Source organism: Comamonas piscis, assembly GCF_014109725.1.
Classification (GTDB): Bacteria; Pseudomonadota; Gammaproteobacteria; order Burkholderiales; family Burkholderiaceae_C; genus Comamonas; species Comamonas piscis.
Genome location: NZ_CP058554.1, coordinates 4,949,413 through 4,969,556, shown reverse-complemented (window position 1 = coordinate 4,969,556; position 20,144 = coordinate 4,949,413). Strand labels below are relative to the sequence as shown.

Genomic DNA, 20,144 nt, shown 5'->3' with positions numbered 1-20,144 from the left:
TATTTAATTAAGGGCCGGGCGCAGAGCCCTCAGGTAATCATGCCCATAGCTCCAGGGCTGCAGGTACTGGGTTTTCAGCTCGATCTCCGCAGTCGGTGCAGGCAGCGGAGGCTGGCCGTCGATGTAGTGGCGCTGGCGAATGTGCTGCATCAGCGCCAGCCACTCGTCGGCCGAGGTGCTCCAGGGGCGCAGCCAGGTCCAGGGGCGGCCCGCCAGGCGCTCAGGGAATGCGCCGATATCGGGGGCGATCACCGGCACGCCGGCCTGCAGGCAGGCGCTCAAGGTGTAGCTATAGGTCTCGGGCCACAGCGCCGGGAACCAGACCACATCGGGCTGCAGGCGCGCCATCAGCGCGGGCAGGTCAGCATCGTCGTAGGGGCCGTGCACGGTCAGGCTGGCATGGGGCTGGGTGCGCATGCGGCGGTGCGGGTAGCCCAGCAGGTGCAGCTCAACGGGGGCTTCGCTTTGTGCGGCGGCCAGCGCCACGGCTTCCATCACATCGCCTCCCTTGGCCAGACTGACGCCGCCGAGGATGAAGACGCGTAAGTGTGCATGGGGCGCCAGCGGCTGGCCCTTGGGTACAGGCAGCAAGGCGGCATCGGGGATGTCGTGGTGGGTGACATAGCGCACGGCTGCATCGGGGAAGTACTGGTGCATGCGCAGGGCGGCATCCTTGCTTGGGGCCAGCACATAGCGCGCCTGGTTCAGGAACAAACGGTGGCGCATGCGCCAGGCATCGATGTATTCACCGGTGGGTGCCGGCTCCGCACCCGAACACTGCGGGCACTGCGCTACGCCCAGCGCCGCATAGTGCGCATTGTGGGTGGGCTCCATCAGGTTGATCTGCGGGCAGATGGCGTAGTAGTCGTGCGCGGTGAAGTCATAGCGCACACCCAGCAGCTCGGGCAGGCGCATCACTTCCAGGTTCAAGCCCATCAGGTGGTGGAAGTGGATATGGCTTACGCCCAGCTCGCGCAACAGCGCCACCAGCGCTTCGGACTGCGTAGGCCAGTGGAACTCCTCGTCATAGCCCTCGGCTGCATCCAGCCACTGCAGGCGGATGTAGTTGTCCTCCAGCGGGGTCAGGGCCAGCGATACGGCCCGGTCGCGCAGGCTGTGGGCCAGCTCCTTGACATGGCGCAGCGTGCCGCCGCCGGCGTTGTGCAACACCATCAGGATGCGGGGCAGCGGGTGCTGGCGCAGGCGTGCCTTGTCGATGGCATTGCGCGCGGCCTGGGCCGGGTTGGCTTTCAGGTGGGCTTGTACCTGGCTGTCATAGCGCGGGTGCAGCTGCAGCAGGGTCTGGTAGGCGGCCTGCTCGCGCGGCGTCTTGCTGTCGCCAAAGCTCACGCCCCCCGTGTGCAGCACTACCGTGTCCAAAGCCAGCAGGTGGTGCCAGCCCAGGTCATGGGCGCGCACGCAGAAGTCGTTCTCTTCGCCATAGCCCTTGCCAAAGTGCTCCACATCAAACAGGCCGGTCTGCGCCAGGCAGTCGCGGCGGATGTACATGCAAAAGCCCACGCCGGTGGGTACTTCGACCGTCTGCCCGGCATTGGCGCTGGCCGCCAGGTGGTTCAGGCGCAGCAGATCGGCGTCGGCCGGCAGCGCATTCTTTTCGCAAAAGCGCGGGTAGCTGCAGATGGTGGCGTTGTTGGACAGCGGCGTGACGCTGCCCACGTCCGGCGCGCTGTAGGCCGCCCGGTGCAGGCGGTCCAGCCATTCGTGGGACACCTCCGTGTCGCTGTTGAGCAGCAGCACATCGTTGCTGGGGTGCAGCGCCATGCCGCGGTTGACGGTTGCCACAAAGCCCAGATTGCTGTCGTTCTCCAACAGATGCACGCGGCTGTCCTGCTGGGCCAGCTCGCGCAGCCAGGCGGTCAGCTCTGGTTCGGGGCTGGCGTCGTTGATCACCACCAGCTGGCTGTTGGTTTGGGTCGCTGCTTGCAGCACCGATTGCAGGCAGCGCTGCGTATCGACCAGGCCTCGGTACACCGGGACGATGATGTCGACCATGGCGGCCGGCTGTGCGGCAACGATGGGCTGCACGGGCTCGGCAATGGATTCGGGCGCTGACGCGTCCTCAACCTCCACCGCAACGACTGCACTGTCTGGCACCTCGGCCAGCGCATCTAGCGTATTCAGCGTATCCAACGCTTCTGGCGCATCTTGGGCTGGCTCCATGGCCGCAGGCTGGTGCTCGGGCACATGCACCACCGCCGGGGCGGGTGCAGGTCGGCCGCGCAGCCGGGCCTTGGCACTGGCCAGCTTCTGGCCGACGCGGTAGGCTTCCGATGCCTCGATATTGCCCAGATGGGTCTGCAGATTGCCGATATGGGTCTGCTGGCCTTGGATGTGCTCTTGCTGCTGGGCAATGGCCGCTTCCAGGTTCTTTTGCTGGTCCTGCATATGGGCCTGCAGCAGGCGCAGCTGGGTGTGGGCATCGGCCTGGGCCTGCTGGGCGCGCAGTACCTCGGTATCGGCATGGGTGATGCGTGCCTGCAGTTCCTGGGCGCTGTCAGCGAGCGCGGCATAGTCGGCCGACATGGGCCAGCCCAGGCTGACTTCCAGTACGGCGCCGTCTGCCTGGAGGCATTCTTTCAGCAACGCGGGATCGATGGGCAGATGCAGGTGGGGGTCATCACCGGTCAGCAAGAGCAGGGTGCTGCCCGGTGCCGTGGCTGGCGCGGGCTGCCAGCTGATCTGGCTGTGGGGCACCTGGGCCAGGGCTTCGGGCTTGTCCGCCTCCCAGCGCCAGCGCAGGGCGCCGCTGGCGTCATACAGGCGCATGGCATGCAGGTGCAAAAAGCCAGGGCGGTCGGCCGGGTCCCAGCGCAGGGCGGGCTGGGCGGCATCAAAGCGGGGCAGGGCAAACCGAATGCTCTGCTGCAAGGCGCCAATCTGGCCCTTGGCAATCAGCTTGTGCGATTCACTGAACTGGCCGGCATCGGCCCAGTACAGGTTGGTGGTGAAGCTGGCATGCGCCGTGTTGGCCTCGCTCTGCATGGCCAACAGCGCATGCGCCTGGGCGGCAGCGGCGTCGCTGCTGGGGCGGATGCTGCAGATGAACTGGTAGGCCAGCGCATCGGGCTGGGCCAGCAGGTAGCGCATCACGGCAGGCGGCAGGCTGTCGGCCGTGGTGCGGGCAAACTCGGATTCATCGAGCGGGCGGTCGATGGTTTCCAGCGACTGCACGCTCCACACGCCCTCCGTCATCAGCCGCAGCAGCGACTGGCGGGTGAAAAAGCGCAGATGGGTGCTGTCGAGCAGGCCTTCTTCGCGGTAGCGCAGCTCGCCTTGCATCAGCTCCATCACCAGGCCGCAGTAACCGGCGTTGGGGATGGAGACCAGGATTTCGCCGTTTTCTGCCAGCAGATCGCGGCAGTCGGCCAGCAACTGCTCGGGATGGCGCAGGTGCTCAAGGACATCTGCGCAAACGATATAGTCATACTGGCGCCGCGTAAAAGCCTCAGCCAGGTTGATCTGTTCCAGATCGGCCACGGCGAGATCGCGATAATACGGCCTGGCGAGCGCGGCCTCTTCGGCGCTGAACGTCACACCATCCAGGGTGCAGGCCTTGTGCTCTTGCAGGTACTGGCCCAGCACACCGGGGCCGCAGCCCAGGTCGAGCACACGGGCGCCCGGCTGTATCTTGTTCGCCAGTACCGACAGGGAGCTGCGCTGCTGGAGGTCGATATGGCGGGTGTAGACGTGGTGTTCGCGGGTCATGGATATGGGAATGGGTAGGAATTCTGCCGAGATAGGCCTGCACAGGCAGGTGAACAATGAATGACTGACAAGCAAAATCGTGTGGCAATTCTATTGTCTACATTCAATGGCGAACGGTTTCTGCCTGCGCAGCTCGATTCCCTATTGGCGCAAAGCCATGCAGCTTGCGATATTTGGGTGCGCGATGACGGCTCCAGCGACCAAAGCCTTGCCATTGTCCAGCGCTATGCAGATGCCCATCCCCAGATTCGCGTGCAAGCGGGCAGCAATCTTGGTTTTGTGGCTAGTTTTTACGAATTATTGCAAAGCGCGGGCACTGGCTATGGTTTCTATTTCTTCTGCGACCAAGATGATGTCTGGCTGCCCAGCAAGGTAAGCCGGGCGCTGGCGCTGCTGGACGGTCAGCAGAGCGCCGCACTGTATTGCTCGCGCACCCAGTATGTTGACCGCGATCTGCAGCCCATCGGGCCCTCGCCTGACTACGACCGCAGCTGCATCGGTTGGGGCAATGCGCTGGTGCAGAACATAGCGACCGGTTGCACGATTGCCCTCAACAGTGCGGCGCGCGAGCGCCTGCTGTCCCAGCGCCCCGGCTTTTGCCTGGCGCATGACTGGTGGGCCTATCTGGTGGTATCGGCCTTTGGCACGATGGTGTTTGACAGCGAAAGCCATATCCTTTACCGCCAGCACGGCAGCAACACCATTGGCATGCAAAAGCAAGGGCTGGCGGGCCAATGGGCGCGCGTGCAGCGCTTTTGGCGCCGGCTGCGCCAGGCTGGGCCGGGCTGGATCGACCAACTGAGCGAATTTGACCGGCTGCATGGCCCCAGCCTGCCCGATGCCCAGCGCCGCCAGCTGCGCATGCTGATCCGCTCGCGCAGCAGCTGGATCACGGCGCTGCGCGCCTCGGCACAGCACTATTACTGGCGCATGAGCCAAGTCGATACCTTGATCCTGCGCGTGCTGCTGGCGCTGCGCCTGTACTGAGGCGCTGTTACAACGGGCTGGGCGGGCTGATTTCAGTGCTGGCCGCTGATGGATAATGCCCGCTGATGTCCGCCAGCCCCACCTCCCCGCTCCCGCCCATTGCCCTGTCCGTCGTTAGCCACGGCCATGGAGTGATGGTGCAGCATCTGCTCAATGCCTTGGCTGCGCATGGCGCTGGCGGCGCCGGTGTCAGCCGCGTAGTGCTGACCTTGAACCTGCCCGAACCCGCGCCTGTGGCCCCTGCCGGCGGCTGGCCATTTGTGCTGGAGCTGCGCCACAACACCGTGCCGCAAGGCTTTTCCGCCAACCACAATGCGGCGCTGGCCGATGCCAGTGAGCCGTTGGTCTGCGTCATCAACCCGGATGTGGACCTGCGCGGCGGCAACCCCTTCCCGGCCATGGTGCGCGCGGTGCAGCGCAAGGGCGTTGGCTTGGCCTATCCGATGCAGGTGGATGAAAACGGCCAGTTGCAGGACAGCGAGCGGGAGCTGCCCACCCCCTGGTCCTTGCTGCGCCGCTATGCGGTCAAGCGCCGTGAGACGCGGGCTGAATGGGTCAATGGTGCCATGTGGCTGCTGCCCAGCCCCGTTTGGCAGGGCATTGGTGGGCTCAATACCGCTTACTTTATGTACTGCGAGGATGTGGAGCTGTGCCTGCGCTTGCGCCTGGCAGGCTGGACCCTGGCACGCGCCGATGCGGTGGTGGGGCATGCGGGCCAGCGGGCCAGCCACCGCCGAGCCGGCCATGCTTTGTGGCATATTCGCAGCTTGCTGCGGCTATGGACCTCGGCAGTTTTTTGGCGCGCCCGGGCCTTGCTCCGGCGCACCCCCACGGCAGCACTCACGATGACTGAATAATGATTTTCCTGGCAGTGGTCGCTTTTCTCTGTTCGCTGATCGGCGCGGGTTTTATCGTGCGCCGTATGCGCGGCCATGCCAAACGCTATGGCAAGGATTTGCCCCAGCGCTTCCATATGGGCAATATCCCCCGGCTGGGTGGTTTGGCCATGTTTGTCAGCCTGGTGCTGACGGTCGGCGTGGCCGGGTTGCAGAACTGGTGGGGCTACTACGGCAATGCGCTGCACTGGAACCAGTGGGTACTGTTCTTTTTTATTGCCATGCTACCGGCGGTGGCGGGCGGCATTGCCGAGGACATGACCCAGCGTATGACCGTGCGCTACCGCCTGGTGCTGACCCTGCTGACGGGCCTGCTGGCGGTCTATCTGCTGGGTATGACGGTGCCGCGCATGGGCCTCGTCTGGCTGGATGCCGCCTTGAGTGCCGCGCCCTGGCTGGGCATGGCGCTGGCCGTGCTGGCCATCGCGGGCCTGCCCCATGCCTTCAACATCATCGACGGCTATAACGGCCTGGCGGGCATGGTGGCGGTCATCATCTGCGCGGCGCTCACCCATGTGGCGCTGCAGCTGGGCGACCGCGAGCTGGCGGCGATCCTGGTGATCACCGCGGCGGCCACCTTGGGGTTCATGTTCTGGAACTACCCGATGGGCCAGCTGTTTGCCGGCGACGGCGGCGCCTATGTCTGGGGCATCGTCATCGCCTTTTGCAGCATCACCCTGGTGCAGCGCCACCCCATCGTCTCGCCCTGGTTCCCGATGCTGCTGCTCATCTATCCCGTGTGGGAAACGATGTTTTCCATCTACCGCAAGCTGGCGCGGGGCGACTCCCCCGGCATGGCCGATGCGCTGCACCTGCACCAGCTGATCTACCGCCGTATCGTGCGCAGCGTGCTCGATGAAAACGCTGCCCGCCGCATGCTGCGCCGCAATAACCGGACGGCTCCGTATTTGTGGGCGTTCACTTTGCTCACCGTGGTGCCCGCCGTCCTGTTCTGGCGCAACACCTATATCCTGATCGGTTTCTGCGCGCTGTTCTGTGTCTCCTATGTCGCTGCCTATCTGGTGATCGTGCGCTTCAAGCTGCCAGGCTGGATTCGCTGATCTGCAGGCAGGCGGTACTTTGGGGCACAATGCGCGTTTTGCATCTTCTCCGCTGCTGTAAAGGCCTGCAACCATGACGACTCCTTCTCTCTCCATTGCCCCGCGCGACAAGGCTGAAATTCTGGCGCAGGCACTGCCCTACATCCGCAAGTTCCATGGCAAGACCATGGTCATCAAGTACGGCGGCAACGCGATGACCGACCCTGAACTGCAGGCTGACTTTGCCGAAGATGTGGTGCTGCTCAAGCTCGTGGGCATCAACCCTGTGGTGGTACACGGCGGTGGCCCGCAGATCGAAAACGCTTTGAAGCGCCTGGGCAAGGAAGGCAAGTTTGTGCAGGGCATGCGCGTGACCGACTCTGAGACCATGGAAGTGGTGGAATGGGTGCTGGCCGGTGAAGTGCAACAAGATATCGTGGGCCTGATCAACCAGGCCGGTGGCAAGGCCGTGGGCCTGACTGGTCGCGATGGCGGCCTGATCCGCGCGCAAAAGCTCAAGCTCAAGGACAACAAGGACCCATCGGTCGAGCATGATGTGGGCCAGGTCGGTGACATCCTGTCCATCGACCCCAGCGTGGTCAAGGCGCTGCAGGATGACGCCTTCATCCCTGTGGTGAGCCCGATTGGCTTTGGTGAGAACAACGAGAGCTACAACATCAACGCCGATGTGGTGGCCAGCAAGCTCGCCACCGTGCTGCAGGCGGAAAAGCTGATGCTGCTGACCAACATTCCCGGTGTGCTGGACAAGCAAGGCCAGCTGCTGACCGAATTGACTTCGCGCCAGATCGATGACCTGATTGAGGACGGAACCATCTCGGGTGGTATGCTGCCTAAATTGGCGGGCGCGATTGATGCCGCCAAGAGCGGTGTCAATGCCGTGCATATTGTCGATGGCCGCGTACCCCATGCGATGCTGCTCGAAATTCTGACCGACACGGCCTACGGAACAATGATTCGTAGTTATTGATACATTTGATTGCGTAATTGATTTGTGCATCTAGTAATGCACATGATTTTTATCATTTTTCTGCGGTTCTTTTGCAGTAAGATGTTACAGAGGGCCCAAGGTTGCGCTGGCAACCTGTGAGGCGAGTGCCTTACTTTTATCAATAAAAAATACCTGGCGGTGTTGGGAGACTGCGTCGGGTGCAGCCTCATATTCAACGCATGTCTGATCAAGAATCTTCTTTCGCCGCCGACCTGGTCGATGCGCCGCTAGAAGCCGCTAACCCGGCCCCTACCCGTAAACGTCCAAAACCCGGAGAGCGTCGAATCCAGATTCTGCAGACGCTGGCTGCCATGCTGGAGCAGCCAGGCGCGGACCGCATCACCACGGCCGCACTGGCGGCGCAAATGTCGATCAGCGAAGCGGCTCTGTACCGCCACTTTGCCAGCAAGGCCCAGATGTACGAGGGCCTGATCGAGTTCATCGAGCAGTCCGTCTACACCTTGGCTGTGCAGATCACCGGCCGCGATGTGCCCGACCCCGCCAAGACCGTGGAGCAGGGCATTGCCCAGGCCCACCGCGTGGTGGCCATGGTGCTGCAGTTTGGTGAGCGCAACCCCGGCATGGTGCGCGTGATGCTGGGCGACGCCCTGCAGTCCGAGAACCCCCGCCTGCAGCAACGCATGCAGCAGTTCTTTGAGCGTATCGAAACTACCTTGCGCCAATGCCTGCGCGTGGTGCCCGGTGGCGATGCATCGGCCACGCCGACGGTGGATGCCAATGTGCGTTCCAGCGTGCTGATGTCGTTCCTGATTGGCCGGCTGCAGCGTTTTGCCCGCTCCGATTTCCGTCGCCTGCCGACCGAGCAGCTCGACAGCTGCCTGTCCCTGATGGCGCACTGAGGCTTCTCCAGCCTTGCTGCACAAGCTGCTGAACCCCTCAGGGTCAGCAGCTTTTTTGTTGCCGCTGGCTGGCAAGCCGTGCCGTGGTTTACCCTTGCTTTGCAAACCAGCCGTTGGCAGCACACTGGGTTTGTGCAAGAATCAAAAAAAGAACGACCGTGCTATTTTTGATTTATGACCAAACCCCTTGCTTCCACCCCAGGCACTGCCGAGATTGCCAAGCTGGCCAAAGGTGCCCAAACGCGTGCTGCGATTGTGGACGCCGCCTTGTCACTGGCTGCGCAAGAAGGGCTCGATGGCTTGTCGCTGGGCATGGTGGCCTTGGCCATGGGTATGAGCAAGTCCGGCGTATTTGCCCATTTTGGCTCACGCGAGGAACTGCAATGCTCGGTAGTGCGCGAATACCACGAGCGCTTTGAGCGCGAAATCTTTGTACCCGCGCTGCAGGTGCCGCGCGGGCTGGCGCGTTTGCTGCACATGGCCACCGGCTGGATGGGCAGCACGGCCCAGCCCAATGATGCCAGCCGGCTCTACGGCAGTCTCTACATCAGCGGCGCGGTGGAGTTTGACGACCGCCCCGGCGATGTGCGCGATGCGCTGGCCGAATCGGTGCGCATCTGGATGGATGCGATGCGCCGGGCGATTGCCCAGTCGCAAGCCGAAGGACAGCTGCGTGCCGATGTGGCGCCCGACCAGGTGCTGTTTGAGCTGCACGGCATCATCTTGTCGCTGCACTACGAAACCCGTTTCCTCCATGGCCCGCAGGCGCTGCAGCATGCCGCCACCGCGCTGCGCAGCATATTGCTGCGCTATGCGGTCCATCCCGAGCGCGAGGCAGCACTGATCGATGCCGCGCTCGCCCCTTGCCTGGCGGCCCAGCCCGATGCGGCTGCCGCCACGCCCGTTTCCACTTCTGTCTCCACCTCCTAGTTTTTTCCAAAGGACTTTCCATGCCTCAGTACACCCCACCGTTGCGCGACATGCAGTTCCTCATGCAAGAAGTGCTGGACCTGCCGGCCCGCTTTGCCCAATTGCCCGCCTATGCCGAGGTGGACACCGGCACCATGGACGCGATTTTGGAAGAGGCCGGCAAGTTCGCGGTCGAGGTGGTGCAGCCGCTCAACCTGTCGGGCGACGCCGAAGGCTGTACGCGCAACCCGGCTGATTCGAGCGTGACGACGCCCAAGGGCTTCAAAGAGGCCTATGCCAAGTATGTGGAAGGCGGCTGGGCAGCGTTGTCTTGCGACAGCGCCTATGGCGGCCAAGGCCTGCCCTTTGTGCTGAACCAGTGCCTGTACGAGATGCTCAACAGCGCCAACCAGGCCTGGGCCATGTACCCCGGCCTGTCGCACGGCGCCTATGAGGCACTGCATGTCTATGGCTCGGCCGAGCAGAAAAAGCAGTACCTGCCCAAGCTGACCAGCGGCGAGTGGACGGGCACCATGTGCCTGACCGAGCCCCATTGCGGTACCGACCTGGGCCTGCTGCGCACCAAGGCCGAACCGCAGGCCGACGGCAGCTACAAGATCACTGGCAACAAGATCTTCATCAGCGCCGGCGAGCACGACATGACCGACAACATCCTGCACCTTGTGCTGGCCCGTCTGCCGGATGCGCCCAAGGGCAGCAAGGGCATCAGCCTGTTCCTGGTGCCCAAGTTCCTCGTCAATGCCGATGGCTCGCTGGGCGCGCGCAACCCCATCAGCTGCTCGGGCCTGGAGCACAAGATGGGCATCCACGGCAATGCCACCGCACAGATCGCCATCGATGGCGCCGTGGGCACCCTGGTCGGCCAGGCCAACAAGGGCCTGCAGGCGATGTTTGTGATGATGAATGCGGCCCGCCTGGGCGTTGCCAACCAGTCGCTGGGCTTGATGGCCGTGGCTTATGAAAACGCGCTGGCCTATGCCAAGGACCGGCTGCAGATGCGCAGCCTGTCGGGCACCAAGGCCAAGGATTTGCCGGCCGACCCGATCATCGTGCACCCCGATGTGCGCCGCATGCTGCTGACCGCCAAGGCCTACAGCGAAGGCGGCCGCGCGATGATGGTCGCCACCTCGGCCCTGGTCGATGAAGAGCTGAACCACCCCGATGAAGCCGTGCGCAAGGCCAATGCTGCGCAGGTGGCCTTGCTCACCCCCATCCTCAAGGCGTTTTTGACGGACAAGGGGTTTGATGTGACCGTCCTGTGCCAGCAGGTGTTTGGCGGCCATGGCTACATCCATGAGACCGGCATGGAGCAGTATGTGCGCGATGCGCGCATCAACATGATCTACGAAGGCACCAATGGCATCCAGGCGCTGGATCTGCTGGGCCGCAAGGTGCTGGGCGACCAGGGCGCGGCGCTGAAGGCGCTGGGCAAACTGGTGCAGGGCCTCGTGGAGGAAGAGGGCGTCAACGAGCGCATGGCCGACTTCATCAACCCGCTGGCGCAGCTGGCCGGCCAGATGACCGGCATCACCACCGAGCTGGGCCTGAAGGCGCTGCAGAACCCCGATGAAGTAGGCGCTGCCGCTACCGACTACCTCTGCGTGATGGGCCACCTGGTGATGGGCTACTGGTGGGCACGCATGGCGCAAACCGCGCTGCGCGCACTGGCCGAGGGCGATGTGGCCGACAAGACCTTCTACGAAGGCAAGCTTCAGACGGCGCGCTTTTACTTTGCGCGCCTGTTCCCCGAGGCGGGCCTGCGTGTGCGCACCATGCGCACCGGCAGCAAGCTGCTGATGAACACCGACGCTGCGTTGGCTTGACGCCTGCAGTGCTGCCGAATAAGACCTAAGGAGACCGTGATGCAAACCTTGCTGAAACCTTTGCTAATGGTGGCTGGCAGCTTGATGGTGGCGCTGCCTGCGCTGGCCGCCGAGATGTCGCCGGTGGGCCTGTGGCGCACCTTTGATGAGAAAAGTGGTGAGCCCAAGTCCGAGGTGCGCATCAGCGACAGCGGCGGGGTGCTCAGTGGCAAGGTAGAAAAACTGCTGCGCAAGGGTGCTGATCCGCAGGCCGTCTGCGACCGCTGCAGCGATGACCGCAAGGGCCAGCCGCTGGTGGGGCTGGAGATCATCCGGGGGGCCAAGCAGGCGCAAGGCAAGGCGGTGTGGGAGGACGGCAAGATCCTGGACCCCGAAAACGGCAGCAGCTACAGCTTGAAGCTCACGCCTGCGGACAACGGCAACAAGCTCGATGTGCGCGGATCGATCGGCCCCTTTGGTCGCACGCAGACCTGGTCGCGCGTCGAATAGGTTTTGAATAAATCTGGCTGCCAGCACGCTGTTGGAAAGCGCTGGCAGCTATCAAAAGTGGAGTAACCATGTCCCGATTTGTGGTGAAAAAAGTGGCGGTGCTCGGCGCCGGGGTGATGGGGGCGCAGATTGCGGCCCACCTCGTCAATGTGCGCGTGCCGGTGGTGCTGTTTGACCTGCCGGCAAAAGAAGGCCCCAAAAGCGCGATTGCCCAGAAGGCCATTGCCAACCTGAAAAAGCTCAAGCCCTCGCCGCTCGGTGTGGCGGCAGAAGCGGACCTGATCACGCCTGCCAATTACGAGGAGCACCTGGAGTTGCTCAAAGACTGCGACCTGGTGATCGAGGCGATTGCCGAGCGAATGGACTGGAAGCGCGACCTCTACCACCAGATCGCGCCCTTTGTTGCGCCCCATGCGATTCTGGCTTCCAACACCTCGGGCTTGTCGATCACGGCCTTGTCTGAGGCACTGCCCGAGCAGTTGCGCCACCGCTTCTGCGGCATCCACTTCTTCAACCCACCGCGCTATATGCAGTTGGTGGAGCTGATCCCGACTGCGGCGACCGAGCCCCAGGTGCTGGACCAGCTTGAAAGCTTTGCCACCAGCCAGCTGGGCAAGGGCATCATCCGCGCCAAGGACACGCCCAACTTCGTGGCCAACCGCGTGGGCGTCGCCGGCATGCTGTCCACCATCGCCGAGGCCGATCGCTTTGGCCTGAGCTACGACGTGGTCGACGACCTGACCGGCAAAAAGCTGGGCCGCGCCAGCTCGGGTACCTTCCGCACCGCCGATGTGGTGGGCCTGGACACCCTGGCCCATGTGATCGCCACGATGCAAAGCCAGCTGAGCGCAGAGACGGATTCGTTCTACGCCAGCTACACGACCCCCGCGGTGCTGACCCAGCTGATCGCCAATGGGGCGCTGGGCCAGAAGGCCAAGGCCGGCTTCTACCGCAAGACCAAGATGGGCATTGAGCGCTTTGACCCCGAGCACCAGGCCTATGTGCCCTCGGGTGAAAAGGGCAATGACGTCTACAGCCGCATGCTGAAAAAGCCGGCTGGCGAGCGCCTGCAGCTGCTGCGCAACAGCGAGGGCGCGCAAGGCCAGTTCCTCTGGGCCATTTTGCGCAACAGCTTCCATTACGCCGCCGTGCATTTGAAAGACATTGCAGACAATGCCCGCGATGTGGACCTGGCCATGCGTTGGGGCTTTGGCATGCAGCAAGGTCCGTTTGAGCTGTGGCAAGAAGCGGGATGGCTGCAGGTGGCCAAGATGGTGCAGGAAGACATTGATGCGGGCAAGGCGCTCAGCACCGAGCCGCTGCCGAAATGGGTGTTTGAAGGCCCCGTCGCAGAGGCTGGCGGTGTACACACCGCGCAGGGCTCCTGGAGCGCTGCAGACAAACGCTTTGTGCCGCGCCGCGATCTGCCGGTCTATGCGCGCCAGCTCTTCCCCGAACGCGTGCTGGGCGAGGCCAGCGAGCCCGCGCAGGACTGGCGCACGGCAGGCCGCACCCTGGCCGAGAGCAAGGCCTCGCGCAGCTGGACCCTGGATGACCAGGTGCTGGTCTTCAGCATCAAGACGAAGATGCATGCCATCAGCCCCGATGTGATGGAAGACCTGCAGACCGCGTTGGCGCTGGCAGAAAAGGACTTCGACGCGCTGGTGGTCTGGTCGGGCGATGCGCCATTCAGCGTGGGCGCCGATCTGCAAGCGATGATGCCTGCCTTTGCTCTGCAAGGCCCGATGGCCATCGACCAGATCGAGCAGGTGATGCAGCAGCTGTTTTTGTCGCTGCGCTATGCGCAGATCCCCGTGGTGGGTGCTGTACATGGCATGGCGCTGGGCGGTGGTTGCGAACTGCTGCTGCACTGCGCACGCCGCGTCGCCCATATGGAGAGCTATATCGGCTTGGTCGAAATGGGCGTGGGCCTGGTGCCCGGCGCCGGCGGCCTCACCAATGTGGCCTACCGGGCCGCGCGCCATGCGCAGTACTCCACCGGCACGGATCTGCTGCCCTTCCTGGCCAACGGCTTTACCGCAGCGGCCAAGGCCACCGTGGGCACCAGCGCGCTGGAGTCGCAGGCCATTGGCTACTTGCAAGCCGATGACATCATCGTGTCGCACCGCGACGAGCTGCTGTTTGTGGCGCTGACGCAGGCCAAGGCCATGGCGCAGTCGGGCTGGCGCCCGCCCCAGCGCAAGCCCTTCCCCGTTGCTGGCCGCAGTGGCGCGGCCACCTTGCGCAGCACCTTGGTCAACATGCGCGAAGGCGGCTTCATCACTGAGCACGACATGCTGATCGCCAGCCACATGGCCGATGTGGTCTGCGGCGGCGATGTGGATGCCGGCACCTTGGTGAATGAGGAGTACCTGATGGCGCTGGAGCGCAAGGCCTTCACCGACCTGATCGTGAAGGAAAAAACCCAGGAGCGCATTTTGGGCATGCTGAACACCGGAAAGCCCGTCCGCAACTGAGGCCCAGCATGCAAGACAACGCCCTCCTCTCCAACCCCCTCTCCCGCAAGCGGGAGAGGGCAGGGGTGAGGGCGGCTGTCAGCGCGCCCGTACAAAACGCACGCGCCCTGCGCCAATCCCCCACCACTGCAGAACAACTCCTATGGCGCCACCTTCGCAACCGCCAACTGGCAGGCGCCAAGTTCCGCAGACAGCATCCGCTAGGCCCGTACATCCTGGATTTTGTCTGCCTGGAGCACAACTTGGTGGTTGAGATCGATGGCGGCCAGCATGCCGATCCGCAGGCGCAAGCCTATGACGAACAGCGCAGTGCCTGGTTGCAGCAGCAAGGCTTGCGGGTGCTGCGGTTTTGGAACCACGAGGTTGTACAACAAACGAATGAGGTGCTTGCGCATGTGCTGCAGGCCCTCACCCCGGCCCTCTCCCGCTTGCGGGAGAGGGAGGTGAACACCGAGGATTAGTCATCATGAGTAAACAAGTTCAAGACGCCTACATCGTTGCGGCGACGCGCACGCCGATTGGCAAGTCGCACAAAGGCTATCTGCGCAATATGCGGCCCGATGATCTGCTGGCCACCACGATGAAGGCCGTGCTGGCGCAGGCGCCGGGGCTGGATCCGCAGGCGATTGAGGATGTGGTCTGCGGCTGCGCGATCCCCGAAGCCCAGCAGGGCTTGAACGTGGCGCGTATCAGTGCGGTGCTGGCAGGACTGCCGGTGGGGGTGGGCGGGGTCACAGTCAACCGCTTCTGCGCATCAGGCCTGACTGCGCTGCAGATGGCCGCCGACCGCATCCGCGTGGGGGAGGCCGATGTGATGATCGCCGCCGGTGTCGAGAGCATGAGCATGGTGCCGATGATGGGCAACTCGCCGTCGCTGTCTCCGTCCATCTTTGAGCGCGAAGGCGATGTCGGCATTGCCTACGGCATGGGCCTGACGGCAGAGAAAGTCGCCCAGCGCTGGAAGGTCAGCCGCGATGCCCAGGATGCCTTTGCACTGCAATCACACCAGCGTGCGCTGGCGGCGCAGCAGGCGGGCTATTTTTCCGACGAGATCACGCCCATCACCGTGACCGACCGGAGCGTAGATATCGGCCGGGGCGAGGCGGTGAGCAGCTCGCGCACCATCAGCCTTGATGAAGGCCCACGCCCTGACACGTCGATCGAAGGCCTGGCCAAGCTGCGCACCGTGTTTGCAGCGCGCGGCTCGGTCACTGCCGGCAACAGCTCGCAGACCAGTGATGGCGCCGGTGCGCTGCTTGTGGTGAGCGAGGCGGCGCTCAAGCGCTTTAACCTGACGCCGCTGGCGCGCTTTGTCGGCTATGCCAGCAAGGGCGTGCCGCCCGAAATCATGGGTATCGGCCCGATTGAGGCGATCCCGGTCGCCCTGCGCCATGCCGGACTGTCCTTGCAGGACATGGACTGGATTGAGCTGAACGAGGCCTTTGCCGCGCAGTCGCTGGCCGTCATGCAGCAGCTGGGCATGGACCCCGCCAAGGTCAACCCCATGGGCGGCGCGATTGCATTGGGCCACCCGCTGGGCGCCACCGGCGCCATCCGCGCCGCTACCGTCGTGCATGCGCTGCAGCGCAACAAGCTCAAGTACGGCATGGTGACCATGTGCGTGGGCATGGGGCAGGGCGTGGCCGGTATTTTGGAGCGCGTATAAACCGTCGCAGGCCACGGCATCTGTCGCCCACAAGGCTGCAGCAGATACCGTGGCCTGTTACTGTTGGGTGGCAGAAAATGCAACTGCAATACCGGTCTTGAAAGGCTTGGTACGGGAATATGGCATTTTCAGTGGATTCAAAAATTTCTGCGAAAGATGTCCGAATGAGTGAACTCTCCACCCACAGCGAACCCCACGCCTTTGACCGTGCCATGGCGCTGGAGCCCGCAGGTCAAAACCAGTACGCCGCGCAGGCCAGTAAGGACTACTGGAACATGGTCGGGCCGTATGGCGGTATCACAGCTGCCCAAGTGGCCCAGGCCGTGCTGCAGCATCCGCAGCGCCTGGGGGAGCTGGTGGCGATTACCGTGAACTACGCGGGTGCCGTGGGCGAGCGACCTTATGTGATCGAAGCCATCCCGGCCCGCACCAACCGCAGCACCCAGCACTGGATCATCACCCTGCGCGAGCAGGATGCGCAAGGCCAGTGGTCCACGACGACCACGGCGACGGCGATGACGGCACTGGCGCGTGATACGTGGTCGGACGATGAATACGCCATGCCCGAAGTGCCACCCGCCAATGCGGTGGAGCGCTATACCACTGACTTCCGCGTGGAATGGCTGAACCGCTACAGCATCCGCCCGCTGCTGGGGGGCTACCCGACGGAGTGGGATGGCGCGACCAGCCCCAGCCTCACCCGCATGTGGGTCAGCGATGAGCCGCCGCGCCCGCTGGATGTGCCGGCGCTGACCTCCCTGTGCGATGTGTTCTTTCCCCGCATCTGGTTGCGGCGCGCCAAGCGCGTGCCGGTGGGCACCGTGTCCCTAACGGTCTATGTGCATGCCAGTGCCGAGCAATTGACCGCGGTCGGTACCCAGCCCGTGTTGGCGCAGGCGCAAGGCCAGGGCTTCAGAGATGGTTTTTTTGACCAGACCGCGCAGATCTGGTCACCCCAAGGCGTTTTGCTGGCCACCAGCCACCAGCTGGTCTACTACAAGGAATAAAGCGCGCCAAATCCGGTTAGCATGCCAGCGTCTTCGCTGCGCGCCCTAGCAAAGGCCTGGGCCCGCACCGACCCCTTTTTTGAGAGACTGTTATGACGATCCAATCCTCCTGCGACGATATCCGGGTGCTGGCCGAAGCGGGCATCTGCACCATCACCTTCAACCGGGTGGCTAAGAAGAACTCGCTGACCGGCGCGATGTACCTGGCCTTGGCAGGCATTCTGGAGCAGGCTGCCGGCAGCACCGAGGTGCGCGTGGTGCTGTTCCAGGGCGATGCCTCGGTGTTCACCGCTGGCAACGACCTGGGCGATTTTCTCCACGGCCCCAAGCCCGATGAGAATGCGCCGCCGTTCCAGTTTCTGCAGGCGCTGGCGACCTTCCCCAAGCCCATCGTTGCGGCCGTCTGCGGCCCGGCCGTGGGCATTGGCACGACGATGCTGCTGCACTGCGATCTGGTCTACGCCGGTGACAACGCGATGTTCTCCTTGCCTTTCGTGAACCTGGGCTTTTGCCCTGAAGGCGCATCCAGCCTGCTGCTGCCCCAGCTGATGGGCCACCAGCGTGCCTCCGAGGCCTTGCTGCTCGGCGACCCCTTTATGGCCGAGGCGGCATTGGAAGTGGGGCTGGTCAACCGCGTGGTGCCACCGACCGAATGCAACACCATTGCCCAGGCGCAAGCCGCCAAACTGGCGGCCAAGCCGCTGGCATCCTTGATGGCCAGCAAGCGCCTGCTCAAGAGCGGCCAGATGGCCGCCGTGCAGTCGCGCATCGCCGAAGAAGGCCGTGTATTTGCCGATCTGCTGCAGCAGCCCGCTGCCAAGGAGGCAATGCAGGCCTTTATGGAAAAGCGCAAGCCCAACTTCAGCGGTCTGTAAGCGCTGTTCAGGCGCCCTTGGCAGGCGCCAGCTTGCCAATGCGGCAGCCCTGCGCTGCCAGCAGCTCGCCAAACGCTGGCGAGCGCAGATAGGCCCATTCCACCGGGCGTTGCTGACCAATCGCGTCCTCCGGCATTGGCGTTTGTGCCGGGTGGCACATCAAGAGGCTGCCGTCTTGGCATTCAGCCAGCCATTGCGCCATCAGGTCGCCATAGGCGGCCTCCGTCGGCGCATCAAAACCATAGACTCCCGCAAAGCCCTGGTTCGTTGCCCATTGCTGGCGCTGCAGCTGGTGGCTCAAGCGGTAGCCACCCAGGAGCGCAATCGTGGCCGATTTGGCCTGCCAGCGCAAAGCGCCTGCGGGGGCGGTGGAGCGGATCCAGATCTGCCGGGCGGCCGCGCCATAGCGGGCGCTGAGCTCGGCCAGCATCGCTTTGCGCACGCCGGGCAGCTGGTGCACATGCTGGTGGCCATCCACATAGACGGGCGGCATGCCCAGCGCATCCTCAAAGGCATCGAGCTGGCGGCGCCAGGCGTCGCGCAGCGCAGCGGCAGACAGCCGGGCGGAATAGGCCTGGCTGAGAATGCGCGTGATGGCGGTATCGGGCGCCACGCCATGGCCTTCGGTCAGGTTGAAATGCAGGCCCAGGTCCAGCTGGCCACGCACTGCGGGCAAGGCCCGCGCCGCATTGCGCCAGCCCGGGGCCGTGGTCATGCAGCTGGTAGCAGACAGGCGGCCCAGTGCTGCCAGCTCCAGCACGGCGGCATCAACCGCCGGGTGCAGCGCGAAATCATCGGCGCAGAGGGTGATGTTCTTCATGGTGCTCAGTGCGGCGCAGCATGGGCAAAGGCCCAGCACTTGGCTGCGACAAAGGTGAATACCGCCACGACCACCAGCACCGCGACCAGGCTCCAGGCATAGTGCCAGTGCAGCTGGTGCAGGGCCAGGTAGTACAGCAGTTCATTGAGGGCGAAGGAGCTGCAGGCGACCAGAAAGAAGCGCGGCAACGCCTGGGCATGCGGCGCCTTTTTATCGGCAAAGGTCAGCCAGGCGTGGCCGCTGTAGCTGACGACAAAGGCGACCAGAAAAGCCAGCACATTGGCCAGCAACGGCGCCATGCCTGCGCCGCCCACCAGCAGCAGCACCACCATCAAATGCGTGGCAGCGGCTGAGCCGCCCACGGCGATGAACTGCAGACCTTGCGGCAGTCTGCGCAGGCGCTCGGCCACAGCAGGGATCAGCAAGTTCAGGACTCCGGCGGCATGGGGGCCACAGGGGCGGGCGCGGTGGCAGATGCGGGGACCAGTGCGGGTGTCGCCAGCTCGCTGCTCACCGTGCTGTGGTCGTCGTTCTGCGCGACGATATACAAAGGCCGGCGCTTGACCTCGTCGTAAATGCGGCCGATGTACTCGCCCAGCATGCCGATGGACATCAGCTGCACGCCGGAAAACAGCATCAGGCCGGCCGCCAAGGTCGGCCATCCGTCGATGGGGTTGTCCAGCACGATGGTCTCGATGGTGATGTAGATGCCGTAGATGATGGCCATCACCGAAATGCAAAAGCCCACCAGGCTCCAGATGCGCAGCGGCAAGGTGGTGAACGAGGTCAGCCCCTGGAACGCCAGGCCAAACAGCCGGGTGAAGTTGAAGCTGGACTGGCCGCTGCGCCGGCTGTCGGGCACAAAGGGCAGGGCCACGCTCTTGAAGCCGACCCAGGCGTACAGGCCCTTCATAAAGCGGTTGCGCTCGGGCAGCTGGCGCAGCGCATCCACCACCTTGCGGTCCATCAGCCGGAAATCGCCGGCATTCTCCGGGATATGCACGGCGTTGTCGCGGTTCATCAAGTAATAGAACAGCCAGGTGCCCCAGCGCTTGGCCTTGGCCTCGCCAGCGCGGTCGGCGATCACGCCGTAGACCATGTCATAGCCGCTCTGCCACAGCTGCACCATCTCGGCAATCAAAGGCAGCGGATGCTGGAAGTCGGCATCGATCAACAGCACGGCATTGCCGCGTGCATAGTCCAGCCCTGCCGTCATCGCCGCTTCCTTGCCAAAATTACGCGCCAGCTGGATGTAGTGCAGCGGCAGCTGCTGGCCCAAGCGCTCGGCTACTTCGTCGGTCGCGTCCTTGCTGCCGTCGTTGACCAGCACAATCTCGCAGTCCACTGAGAGCGCGCGCACCGTCTCATACAGCGCGGGCAAAAAGGCTTCCAGGTTGCTGGCTTCGTTATAGGCGGGCACCACACAGCTCAGGCGCAAGGGCGGCCGAGGCGCGGTGCGGGCGGTGGGCGGAGCGGGGGGCAGGTTTTCAGGCATAGATGGGCTGCATTTGCGCGCAGTCTAGCGCATGGCGTGGCGGC

Annotated in this window: 17 protein-coding genes; 13 read left to right on the top strand and 4 right to left on the bottom strand. The window is 63.8% G+C overall.

Annotated elements, in window-relative coordinates; translation table 11 throughout:
* Positions 1–3: 3 nt before the first annotated feature.
* Positions 4–3,726 carry a methyltransferase domain-containing protein gene (locus HS961_RS22420; protein WP_182325621.1) on the bottom strand — a complete coding sequence of 1,241 codons (3,723 nt, stop codon included), beginning with the start codon at positions 3,724–3,726 and terminating at the stop codon, positions 4–6.
* Positions 3,727–3,807: 81 nt separating this feature from the next.
* On the opposite strand from HS961_RS22420, the gene HS961_RS22415 reads away from it, so the two are divergent.
* The 13 genes from HS961_RS22415 (at position 3,808) to HS961_RS22355 (ending at position 17,785) form a co-directional block, all read left to right on the top strand.
* Positions 3,808–4,713, top strand: a complete 906-nt coding sequence (locus tag HS961_RS22415; protein WP_182325620.1) for a glycosyltransferase family 2 protein — start codon at positions 3,808–3,810, stop codon at positions 4,711–4,713.
* Positions 4,714–4,778: 65 nt separating this feature from the next.
* Positions 4,779–5,570, top strand: coding sequence for a glycosyl transferase (locus tag HS961_RS22410; protein ID WP_238347709.1), 792 nt, complete (start codon positions 4,779–4,781; stop codon positions 5,568–5,570).
* On the top strand, positions 5,570–6,670 hold the full coding sequence (locus HS961_RS22405) for a glycosyltransferase family 4 protein (protein ID WP_182325619.1): 1,101 nt from the start codon (positions 5,570–5,572) through the stop codon (positions 6,668–6,670). Before HS961_RS22410 ends, HS961_RS22405 begins: the two co-directional genes overlap by 1 nt.
* Before the next feature lie 73 nt (positions 6,671–6,743).
* A complete protein-coding gene (gene argB, locus HS961_RS22400) occupies positions 6,744–7,637 on the top strand; it encodes an acetylglutamate kinase (RefSeq protein ID WP_133855766.1) in 894 nt (297 codons plus the stop codon).
* A gap of 200 nt (positions 7,638–7,837) precedes the next feature.
* On the top strand, positions 7,838–8,518 hold the full coding sequence (gene slmA, locus HS961_RS22395; RefSeq protein WP_182325618.1) for a nucleoid occlusion factor SlmA: 681 nt from the start codon (positions 7,838–7,840) through the stop codon (positions 8,516–8,518).
* A 174-nt stretch (positions 8,519–8,692) separates the two neighbouring features.
* Positions 8,693–9,448 (top strand): TetR/AcrR family transcriptional regulator, encoded by a 756-nt coding sequence (locus HS961_RS22390; protein WP_182325617.1) that lies wholly within the window; start codon positions 8,693–8,695, stop codon positions 9,446–9,448.
* A 20-nt stretch (positions 9,449–9,468) separates the two neighbouring features.
* The gene (locus tag HS961_RS22385) at positions 9,469–11,271 is read left to right on the top strand and encodes an acyl-CoA dehydrogenase C-terminal domain-containing protein (protein ID WP_182325616.1); all 1,803 of its coding nucleotides are present in this window, start codon (positions 9,469–9,471) and stop codon (positions 11,269–11,271) included.
* Between the two features lie 66 nt (positions 11,272–11,337).
* A complete protein-coding gene (locus HS961_RS22380; RefSeq protein ID WP_182328388.1) occupies positions 11,338–11,760 on the top strand; it encodes a DUF2147 domain-containing protein in 423 nt (140 codons plus the stop codon).
* A gap of 68 nt (positions 11,761–11,828) precedes the next feature.
* A complete protein-coding gene (locus HS961_RS22375; RefSeq protein ID WP_182325615.1) occupies positions 11,829–14,237 on the top strand; it encodes a 3-hydroxyacyl-CoA dehydrogenase/enoyl-CoA hydratase family protein in 2,409 nt (802 codons plus the stop codon).
* An 8-nt stretch (positions 14,238–14,245) separates the two neighbouring features.
* The gene (locus HS961_RS22370) at positions 14,246–14,698 is read left to right on the top strand and encodes an endonuclease domain-containing protein (protein WP_182325614.1); all 453 of its coding nucleotides are present in this window, start codon (positions 14,246–14,248) and stop codon (positions 14,696–14,698) included.
* A 5-nt stretch (positions 14,699–14,703) separates the two neighbouring features.
* Complete coding sequence (locus HS961_RS22365) at positions 14,704–15,903, top strand: acetyl-CoA C-acyltransferase (protein ID WP_182325613.1); 1,200 nt, start codon at positions 14,704–14,706, stop codon at positions 15,901–15,903.
* Positions 15,904–16,067: 164 nt separating this feature from the next.
* Positions 16,068–16,910 carry a thioesterase family protein gene (locus HS961_RS22360; RefSeq protein ID WP_182325612.1) on the top strand — a complete coding sequence of 281 codons (843 nt, stop codon included), beginning with the start codon at positions 16,068–16,070 and terminating at the stop codon, positions 16,908–16,910.
* A gap of 92 nt (positions 16,911–17,002) precedes the next feature.
* A complete protein-coding gene (locus HS961_RS22355; RefSeq protein ID WP_182325611.1) occupies positions 17,003–17,785 on the top strand; it encodes an enoyl-CoA hydratase in 783 nt (260 codons plus the stop codon).
* A 7-nt stretch (positions 17,786–17,792) separates the two neighbouring features.
* Here the strand turns inward: HS961_RS22355 and HS961_RS22350 are convergent, their stop codons facing one another.
* Genes HS961_RS22350 through HS961_RS22340 form a run of 3 tightly spaced genes read right to left on the bottom strand, consistent with a single transcriptional unit; the run spans position 17,793 to position 20,100 of the window.
* Positions 17,793–18,605, bottom strand: a complete 813-nt coding sequence (locus HS961_RS22350) for a ChbG/HpnK family deacetylase (protein ID WP_182325610.1) — start codon at positions 18,603–18,605, stop codon at positions 17,793–17,795.
* Between the two features lie 5 nt (positions 18,606–18,610).
* The gene (locus HS961_RS22345) at positions 18,611–19,027 is read right to left on the bottom strand and encodes a GtrA family protein (RefSeq protein ID WP_412101669.1); all 417 of its coding nucleotides are present in this window, start codon (positions 19,025–19,027) and stop codon (positions 18,611–18,613) included.
* 5 nt (positions 19,028–19,032) lie between these two features.
* Positions 19,033–20,100 carry a glycosyltransferase family 2 protein gene (locus HS961_RS22340; protein ID WP_182325609.1) on the bottom strand — a complete coding sequence of 356 codons (1,068 nt, stop codon included), beginning with the start codon at positions 20,098–20,100 and terminating at the stop codon, positions 19,033–19,035.
* Positions 20,101–20,144 lie beyond the last annotated feature (44 nt).

Coding starts and splice junctions, on each gene's coding strand:
- HS961_RS22350 (WP_182325610.1), bottom strand. CDS start 18,605: ATGAAGAACATCACCCTCTGCGCCGATGATTTCGCGCTGCACCCGGCG.
- HS961_RS22340 (WP_182325609.1), bottom strand. CDS start 20,100: ATGCCTGAAAACCTGCCCCCCGCTCCGCCCACCGCCCGCACCGCGCCT.
- HS961_RS22380 (WP_182328388.1), top strand. CDS start 11,338: ATGGTGGCTGGCAGCTTGATGGTGGCGCTGCCTGCGCTGGCCGCCGAG.
- slmA (WP_182325618.1), top strand. CDS start 7,838: ATGTCTGATCAAGAATCTTCTTTCGCCGCCGACCTGGTCGATGCGCCG.
- HS961_RS22410 (WP_238347709.1), top strand. CDS start 4,779: ATGTCCGCCAGCCCCACCTCCCCGCTCCCGCCCATTGCCCTGTCCGTC.
- HS961_RS22360 (WP_182325612.1), top strand. CDS start 16,068: ATGAGTGAACTCTCCACCCACAGCGAACCCCACGCCTTTGACCGTGCC.
- HS961_RS22365 (WP_182325613.1), top strand. CDS start 14,704: ATGAGTAAACAAGTTCAAGACGCCTACATCGTTGCGGCGACGCGCACG.
- HS961_RS22420 (WP_182325621.1), bottom strand. CDS start 3,726: ATGACCCGCGAACACCACGTCTACACCCGCCATATCGACCTCCAGCAG.
- HS961_RS22405 (WP_182325619.1), top strand. CDS start 5,570: ATGATTTTCCTGGCAGTGGTCGCTTTTCTCTGTTCGCTGATCGGCGCG.
- HS961_RS22385 (WP_182325616.1), top strand. CDS start 9,469: ATGCCTCAGTACACCCCACCGTTGCGCGACATGCAGTTCCTCATGCAA.
- HS961_RS22355 (WP_182325611.1), top strand. CDS start 17,003: ATGACGATCCAATCCTCCTGCGACGATATCCGGGTGCTGGCCGAAGCG.
- HS961_RS22370 (WP_182325614.1), top strand. CDS start 14,246: ATGCAAGACAACGCCCTCCTCTCCAACCCCCTCTCCCGCAAGCGGGAG.
- HS961_RS22375 (WP_182325615.1), top strand. CDS start 11,829: ATGTCCCGATTTGTGGTGAAAAAAGTGGCGGTGCTCGGCGCCGGGGTG.
- HS961_RS22390 (WP_182325617.1), top strand. CDS start 8,693: ATGACCAAACCCCTTGCTTCCACCCCAGGCACTGCCGAGATTGCCAAG.
- argB (WP_133855766.1), top strand. CDS start 6,744: ATGACGACTCCTTCTCTCTCCATTGCCCCGCGCGACAAGGCTGAAATT.